Raw genomic sequence first — 6882 nt, 5'->3', positions numbered from 1 at the left:
ATCAATCCTTCAATGCCCATCTGCTCCAGCCAATAGATGATCAAAGGAAGATCGTCAACTCGTTCTGAGATGGTTGGTTTCATTCATTGCCTCCTAGTAGTGTGTTTAATCTTGCAATTGCACACTCAGACTACAGTGTGGCTGCTCATTTGGCGACTGAGTTACCAAAATGAGCGAACGGTGAGTCAAAACTCTCCCTAGCTGTTCCCTGTTTCCTGTTCCCTGACAAATCACAAATGACGAATGACGAATGACGAATGACGGTCTCTACCGCTCTTCTTTTATTGTATCCACCTACTTACAAACCAGGTTCCCTTCGGCTTCGCTCAGGGTCAAAACCGACGCCCTAGTAATCGCTGTCGAACACTTTCGGCAATTTTCTGACCTAAATATTCGGGAATCAAGTTTTCATTGGGACCGAGCAAGTAGAGAATAAGGCGGGTACGTCCACGCCAGACGAGTAAGTTAGCGTTGACAACGAGTAAGTCTTCTTGCCAGACGGCGTACATTACCTTATAAAATAATCCCGGCTGGTTATCAGCTTCAATTAACAGGGCGGGTAGATGAAATACTGGATCGACATAGAACTCAGTTTCGACTTGTTCTAAGCCAGCATCCAGATTAAATTCCACCGCCAGCATTTCTTCGACTTCAAAACGTCCCGCCAACGCCTCCCGAATGGCACGGCAGACATTATCGGCTGTTTTTGGGGTTAGGGCTTTGCTACCACGGGATACGACTAGCTTGATGAACACCAACATGGGGGGATTGATTTGACCATGAAGACTCAGGCTGTGAATCGTCAGTCCATAAGCCGCTAAAACCCCGAAAATATCGCTGAGGAGAAACGACTGGTTACGGTAGGCAAAATGTAGAGCGCTTTTCGAGCCTTCGGGTTTGATCTCAATAACGACACGCCGAGTTTTGTAGAGTTTATAAGCCAGTCTCAGGTTTTGCAATTGGATCTCACTACTGACAAACTGCTCATAAAATTCTGGAAACGCCCGGTTGAAGCGCTTCAGCAGTTCTAGTGTTGATGATTTCAGACCCGCAGCCATAAGTAGGGGGAGAAGGCGTTCGCTTTGGTTAAAAGCTTTTAGGATAGACCAGCAAGCTCAGCATCAAGGCAAAAACCTGCCGTATCTGGTTAATCTCTCACAAATTCGGCACAATAGCCTCAGTCTAGCTGAAGAAGATCTTGCCCTGAGTCACGATTTGCCACTGACAGCCAAACTTTAAGTGTAGGTGATTAGCGTAGGGATAGGGTCAAATTGGGTGTTTACATAAGACGTTGTTACTTGGCTGCAAGAGCAAGCTTTGGTCATAATGGTTATCGGAGCGTATTGCGCCAATTGTGGTACGATAAGCATGTCAGGTGAAAGTTGTCCTACCGGGGGTCACTCCGAAAGTTATGCATGATCAGAGACAACTCCACACACTGACTTGATGGAGTGCAGTGTGGGGCTTCTGAAAGCCTTTGTCATTAGCCTGAGTGCTACCGTTCAAAACGTCAAAGTTTTGAATAATCGTCAAGCTAACCCGTTAGATACGTCTAGCCTTAATTAGCTTGGGCTAGGTCTTGTGTAACGGATAACCAGTATAAAATGCTATAGCCACATCGGCATGGGTTTTTGGAAGAGCTTTTTTGGCAGTGCTGACACTGCTTCGACATCGACAAAATTTGAAGGGGATACCATTTCAAATTTCAGCGAGTCTCCTGCGTCTGGCGATCGCGCTGATAATGGGCGTATCCTATTTAGTACGGATCGAGAATTTGATTTGTATGAATTAGAGGAGCTTTGCGACGCCGTGGGTTGGTCAAGACGACCGATGCGGAAAGTTCGTAAAGCGATTCAATATAGTTTCCTCGTCGTGTCCATGTGGCAACAGCGAGGGAACACGAGGCGTCTGATTGGTTTTGCCCGGGCTACGTCTGACCATGCCTTTAATGCCACAATTTGGGATGTGGTGGTTCACCCCCAATTCCAAGGAAAGGGGCTGGGTAAGGCGTTGATGAAGTACACCATTAAGAAACTTCGCAGTGAAGATATCAGCAATATCACTCTCTTTGCCGATCCCCAAGTGGTCAATTTTTATCGGCAAATGGGATTTATGGCTGATCCCGAAGGCATCAAAGGCATGTTCTGGTATCCCGACTAATTTTTGTGCGATTGAGACTGGGCAAATTGGACGCGAAGGTATATTATCAAGATATGCATCGGGATGTAGCGCAGCTTGGTAGCGCGCCTGCTTTGGGAGCAGGATGTCGCAGGTTCAAATCCTGTCATCCCGATTTTTTAGAACAAATTAAATTAGTACAAATTAAATTAGAACAAATTAAATTAGAACAAATTAAAACAAAGGGACTGGCGTGGAAGTCTATAGACTTTCGTTGTGTGAGGAAACGCCCCCTGTTCACAGTTGATGCTTTTAATGGTATCTATATCTTTTGGGGAAGAGGATTTTAAACCCGCCATTTTTTGTTAACTTAACAGCTTAACATTAACCCAAATCTTCAACAAGCGGAACTCTAGGGAATTGAACCCAGTCAGTTTTCTTAACTCAGACAGGACTGGGAAAGTTCAGGTTTACCTGACTCAACTCTCGTCACTCGTGACAGCTAAACGTCAATCGTAACTATCGATAGTGCCAGGAAAACAGCCTAGCTCAAGATGGATAGACTCCATCTTACGATTTCAAGCGATTTCTTCAATTCACGAGAAAGATGTCATGATCAAGTGAGAGCGGTATCCTAGTTTTAATGAGGTAGTACGCGAGAATTCAAGAGGCAATTGTATGAAATCATTAGTTCGCTGGAGTGCAACATTAGGCTTAGTGGGGACTACTCTCCTAGGCTCCTTTTTTGGTGGAAATCTGCGGGCGCTGGCTTTGACAGAACAGCAGGTGATGGAAAAGTTACAAACCGTACCTGTATTTACGGTTACTGATGGAGAAGGCTCACCCTTAGTCGCCTCTATTCCTAATCAGAACAATCAGAATGAAGCAGTTGCAGGCGTCTTTATTAGCCAGAGGGATGCAGAAGCCTTTGTGGAACGATTGAAGCAGGAAAAGCCTGAGTTGGGTAACCAAGTCCGGGTCGTGCCTGTATCATTAGCAGAAGTCTACCAACTTGATCAACAGAGTCAAAACCAACCGAATGGTCTAGATTTTGCCTATATTCCAGTGCAGCAGCAAGTACAGTCCGCCCAACAGCTTCTGGGTCAAGGGCAAGAATTTCGGGGTGTCCCTCTGTTTGTGGCAAAAGGAGGTCAACAAGGAGGGTATTTAACGATTCAACAAGAGGGTCAGCAAGTCATTCCCTTTTTCTTTGACAAAGAGCAGTTACAGAATTTGGTCAACCGCTTTAAGGAACAACAGCCTAACCTGGCTTCGAGTGTTCAGATCCAGGTTGTGCCGCTAGAGGGTATTATTAATACATTGCAGACTCAGGATAACCCTCAACTTGAGCAAATTCTACTCATTCCTTCGCAAGAATCTTTACAATTTTTGCGTCAATCCTCTTCTCAATAGATCTAAATTAGGCTAAAGGGAATCAGGTTAATTACTCATGGCTACAACGCCAGAGCCATCCTCTAGGACATTGGCAGTATCGGGTCAAGACCTCTGGCTGTGGCGACTAGACGCCCGTCGGTCGGCTGTAGAGGCTGATATCCCTGTCGCTGAAGTAGATTGGTTGCTTCAAGAGGTCGCAGGACTTGACCCTCTATCGCTGCGCCTAGAGTCGTTTAAGGCGCGATCGCACATCGAATTACGTTACCCGCTGTCAGTTCTTACTCAACTCTGGCAGCGGCGTCTTTGTGATCGCTTGCCTGTACAGTATTTAGTGGGGATCACTCCTTGGCGGCGTTTTTCGCTGAAGGTGTCGCCTGCGGTTCTGATTCCTCGACCGGAAACGGAGTATTTAATCGATTTGGCAGTTAGTGCGACGGGACAAAGTGCAACACCCCAACTCGATGCTGGACAGTGGGCAGATTTAGGGACAGGGAGTGGTGCGATCGCGTTAGGATTAGCTGAGGCGTTTCGGAGTGCGACAATTCACGCCGTTGATTACAGTCATGATGCCCTCGCTATTGCCCAACTGAATGCTCAACAGCTAGGATTTGAGTCAAGAATCCAATTTTATCAAGGGTCGTGGTTGTCCCCCTTGGCATCACTCAAAGGTCAATTGAGTGGTATAGTATCCAATCCTCCCTATATTCCTAGAGATGAGCTACAACAGTTACAGCCAGAAGTCCGAGATCACGAACCGCTTATGGCACTGGACGGGGGAATTGATGGTTTAGACTGCATTCGCCACCTGATTAGGACTGCTCCCGATTACCTGCGTCCTGGGGGCGTTTGGATAATAGAAATGATGGCAGGACAAGGTGATACTGTTGCTCAGTTGTTGCATCAACAGGGACGTTATGATCAGATTCAAATTATCCCCGATTTAGCCGGAATTGACCGTTTTGCTTTGGCTTATCGACAGGACTAATTAATAAGTCATAATTAATTAAGTCAGACGAATGATATCAGATCCCGTAAAATATTAAATATTTCCCTGAAACTCTTGGAGTATTATATAACCTCAATATGACTCATGTCTTCATGTCTGCCCTAGTGGCTGGCGCTAATTCTGGTCAGATCGTAAGTTTTCCCACCGACACGATACCCGCTCTCGCTGTACGACCGGATTATGCAGAATTGATATTTAACCTGAAACAGCGAAGCAATAACAAACCCTTAATTTTAATGGGTTCATTCCAATCATCACTTTGGTCTTATGTCAAGGGGACAGACGCCGAATTAGAGACTTGGCAGCAAGTGGCAAAGCACTATTGGCCCGGAGCATTAACCTTAGTGTTACCGGCTTCGGATAAAGTTCCGGCGGCGATGAACCCCACAGATCCGACCACAATTGGCTTGCGGGTTCCCGACTCTAGAGTCGCGATCGCAATTTTGTCCCAGACGGGTCCTTTAGCTACGACGAGCGCCAACGTCTCTGGGAAACCTCCCTTACATACAATGCCAGAAATTGAAGCAGAGTTTCCGGAGGTGCTGACGCTTCATCCTACCGAATCCAAAGAATTAGAGGAGCGTCACCCCTATAGCAAAGGCGCACCCTCTACGGTGGTGAAATGGACAGGAGACGGATGGCAAATTTTGCGTCAAGGCGCTGTCTCATTCGACTGTTCCCTGTTTAAGGGGTGATGACAATGGGGCAAACGGGCTATGCTTGAGCTGAAGGCGGGTATGGCAAGACTAAAAATACAATTCATTAGTCTACTACCCCAACCAAATAAAAGATTGTGGATGGGGACTCCCGCGAATTACGTTGAAAAGTTTGAAAAAATATGGGCAACATGGAGCTGATCTATCTGGTAGTCGGTATTGTCATGGGACTTGTTGTCAGCCGCGCTACTCGTTCCAGCAAACAGCCAGAAGGTTCAACGATACCAGAACCGCAAATCTCAAAACCCGAGGAATCCCAGCCAGTTAAGGCAGAACCCGTGAAAGAGGATGAACTACAGCCTCTGAAGCAGGAACTCGAGCAAACCCAACTGGCTTACCAAATGGCGCATCAAATCAGCCAGTATAAAGCTGGCTTCTTGGCGCGGACATCCCACGAACTGCGATCACCCCTGAGTAGTTTGATGGGGATGCATCAGCTCATTTTGTCCGATTTGTGTGACTCACCGGAAGAAGCTAAGGAATTCGTGGCTCAAGCCCATACCTCGGCGCAGAAGATGGTAAAAGTTTTAGATGAGGTGATTGCTGTCGCCAAAACGGAACACGGTACTCATCGTCTAGAGATTCGTCCCCTGCAATTGAGCCAATGCTTTGAAGAACTCGAAGTCCTTACCCACATGCAAGCCGCGAATCGTAATCTGCGGCTGAAAGTGATTTCCCCTGACCCAGAAATAGAAATATTAGCTGATCCCCGGTGTTTTCGTCAGGTGTTAGTGGGAATTGTGGACAGCACTATTGCCCAAATGGAAGAAGGGACGATTCAGGTTTCTACAGCCAATTCTGATAACCCCCAGATGGTGAATATCTGGATTGATGTAGAATGTCCCAACTCGATTTGGAGTGAAGCCGTTGATTTACTCTCCGACACTAATGACTCAGAGGAACAGGAAACAACCTCATCAACAACCTCACCCGGTATGAATTGGTTGATGGTGCAAACCTTGGTGGAGATGATGAAGGGACGCTTGGAACTATTACCTATTCCTGGGAAAGAACCAAGCGACGATTCAGTTACAGACACTTGTATCCGATTACAATGTTCTATGCCTCTAGCAACTCCGGAGATGATCGAACGGGTGTTGGCAGAGCAGTCATGAGCGGTTGATTGTGTAGCACCATTGTGGTTGTCGAGTTACATTCAAAACCAATGCGTTCGTAGAAGCTTTGTTGATGAGTGGTCATTAAATAAACTCGCTCAACCCGACACAGTTTGGGGTGACTGAGGACGGTTTCGACGAGCTTGCGTCCCAAGCCAACGCCGCGATAGTCGGGGTGAATGACCACATCCCAAATCGTGGCGCGGTAAATGCCATCGGAGGTGGCGCGAGCAAATCCAATCAGGCGTTGGTCATCCCATACGGTAATTACAGGTTCACTATTCGCGATCGCGATTTTCCAGTCTTCAATGCTGCGATCCTTTGCCCAGAAAGCACTGAGGCGAAACAGAGCCTGGAGTTGGACATAATCGATTTGAGCGGCGCGATCGCAAAATTGAATAGTACGGCAATCCATGTTTACCTAAACTCCTTTTTGGTGGTCACAGGTTATCTCACTCGTGATGCAAATGTCTCGATCTTTTCAGTTGAAGATGTACCCCCTCTAAGTTGGGTTAACTTGGGGAAAAACTTT

Annotated in this window: 7 protein-coding genes and 1 tRNA gene; 6 read left to right on the top strand and 2 right to left on the bottom strand. The window is 46.7% G+C overall.

Annotated features, from left to right (window positions below; translation table 11 throughout):
• Positions 1–332: 332 nt before the first annotated feature.
• On the bottom strand, positions 333–1058 hold the full coding sequence (locus RIB93_RS30835) for a hypothetical protein (RefSeq protein WP_006103833.1): 726 nt from the start codon (positions 1056–1058) through the stop codon (positions 333–335).
• 565 nt (positions 1059–1623) lie between these two features.
• Between RIB93_RS30835 and RIB93_RS30830 the strand changes: the two genes are divergently transcribed.
• The 6 genes from RIB93_RS30830 (at position 1624) to RIB93_RS30805 (ending at position 6350) form a co-directional block, all read left to right on the top strand.
• A complete protein-coding gene (locus RIB93_RS30830) occupies positions 1624–2160 on the top strand; it encodes a GNAT family N-acetyltransferase (protein WP_006103871.1) in 537 nt (178 codons plus the stop codon).
• 59 nt (positions 2161–2219) lie between these two features.
• Positions 2220–2293 (top strand) — tRNA-Pro (locus RIB93_RS30825).
• Between the two features lie 503 nt (positions 2294–2796).
• The gene (locus RIB93_RS30820; protein WP_446378838.1) at positions 2797–3531 is read left to right on the top strand and encodes a Tic22 family protein; all 735 of its coding nucleotides are present in this window, start codon (positions 2797–2799) and stop codon (positions 3529–3531) included.
• 37 nt (positions 3532–3568) lie between these two features.
• Complete coding sequence (gene prmC / locus RIB93_RS30815) at positions 3569–4498, top strand: peptide chain release factor N(5)-glutamine methyltransferase (protein WP_446378836.1); 930 nt, start codon at positions 3569–3571, stop codon at positions 4496–4498.
• 98 nt (positions 4499–4596) lie between these two features.
• Positions 4597–5214, top strand: coding sequence for an L-threonylcarbamoyladenylate synthase (locus RIB93_RS30810; RefSeq protein ID WP_446378834.1), 618 nt, complete (start codon positions 4597–4599; stop codon positions 5212–5214).
• Positions 5215–5357: 143 nt separating this feature from the next.
• Positions 5358–6350 carry a sensor histidine kinase gene (locus RIB93_RS30805; protein ID WP_446378832.1) on the top strand — a complete coding sequence of 331 codons (993 nt, stop codon included), beginning with the start codon at positions 5358–5360 and terminating at the stop codon, positions 6348–6350.
• Here RIB93_RS30805 and RIB93_RS30800 read toward each other — a convergent pair.
• Positions 6295–6765 carry a GNAT family N-acetyltransferase gene (locus RIB93_RS30800; protein WP_446378830.1) on the bottom strand — a complete coding sequence of 157 codons (471 nt, stop codon included), beginning with the start codon at positions 6763–6765 and terminating at the stop codon, positions 6295–6297. The genes RIB93_RS30805 and RIB93_RS30800 overlap by 56 nt on opposite strands.
• Between the last annotated feature and the right edge of the window lie 117 nt (positions 6766–6882).

Origin of the sequence: Coleofasciculus sp. D1-CHI-01 (genome assembly GCF_040218875.1) — a bacterium.
In the GTDB taxonomy this organism is placed as follows: domain Bacteria; phylum Cyanobacteriota; class Cyanobacteriia; order Cyanobacteriales; family Coleofasciculaceae; genus Coleofasciculus.
The sequence above is the reverse complement of the archived record's forward strand: the minus strand, read 5'-3'. Positions and strand labels throughout refer to the sequence as shown.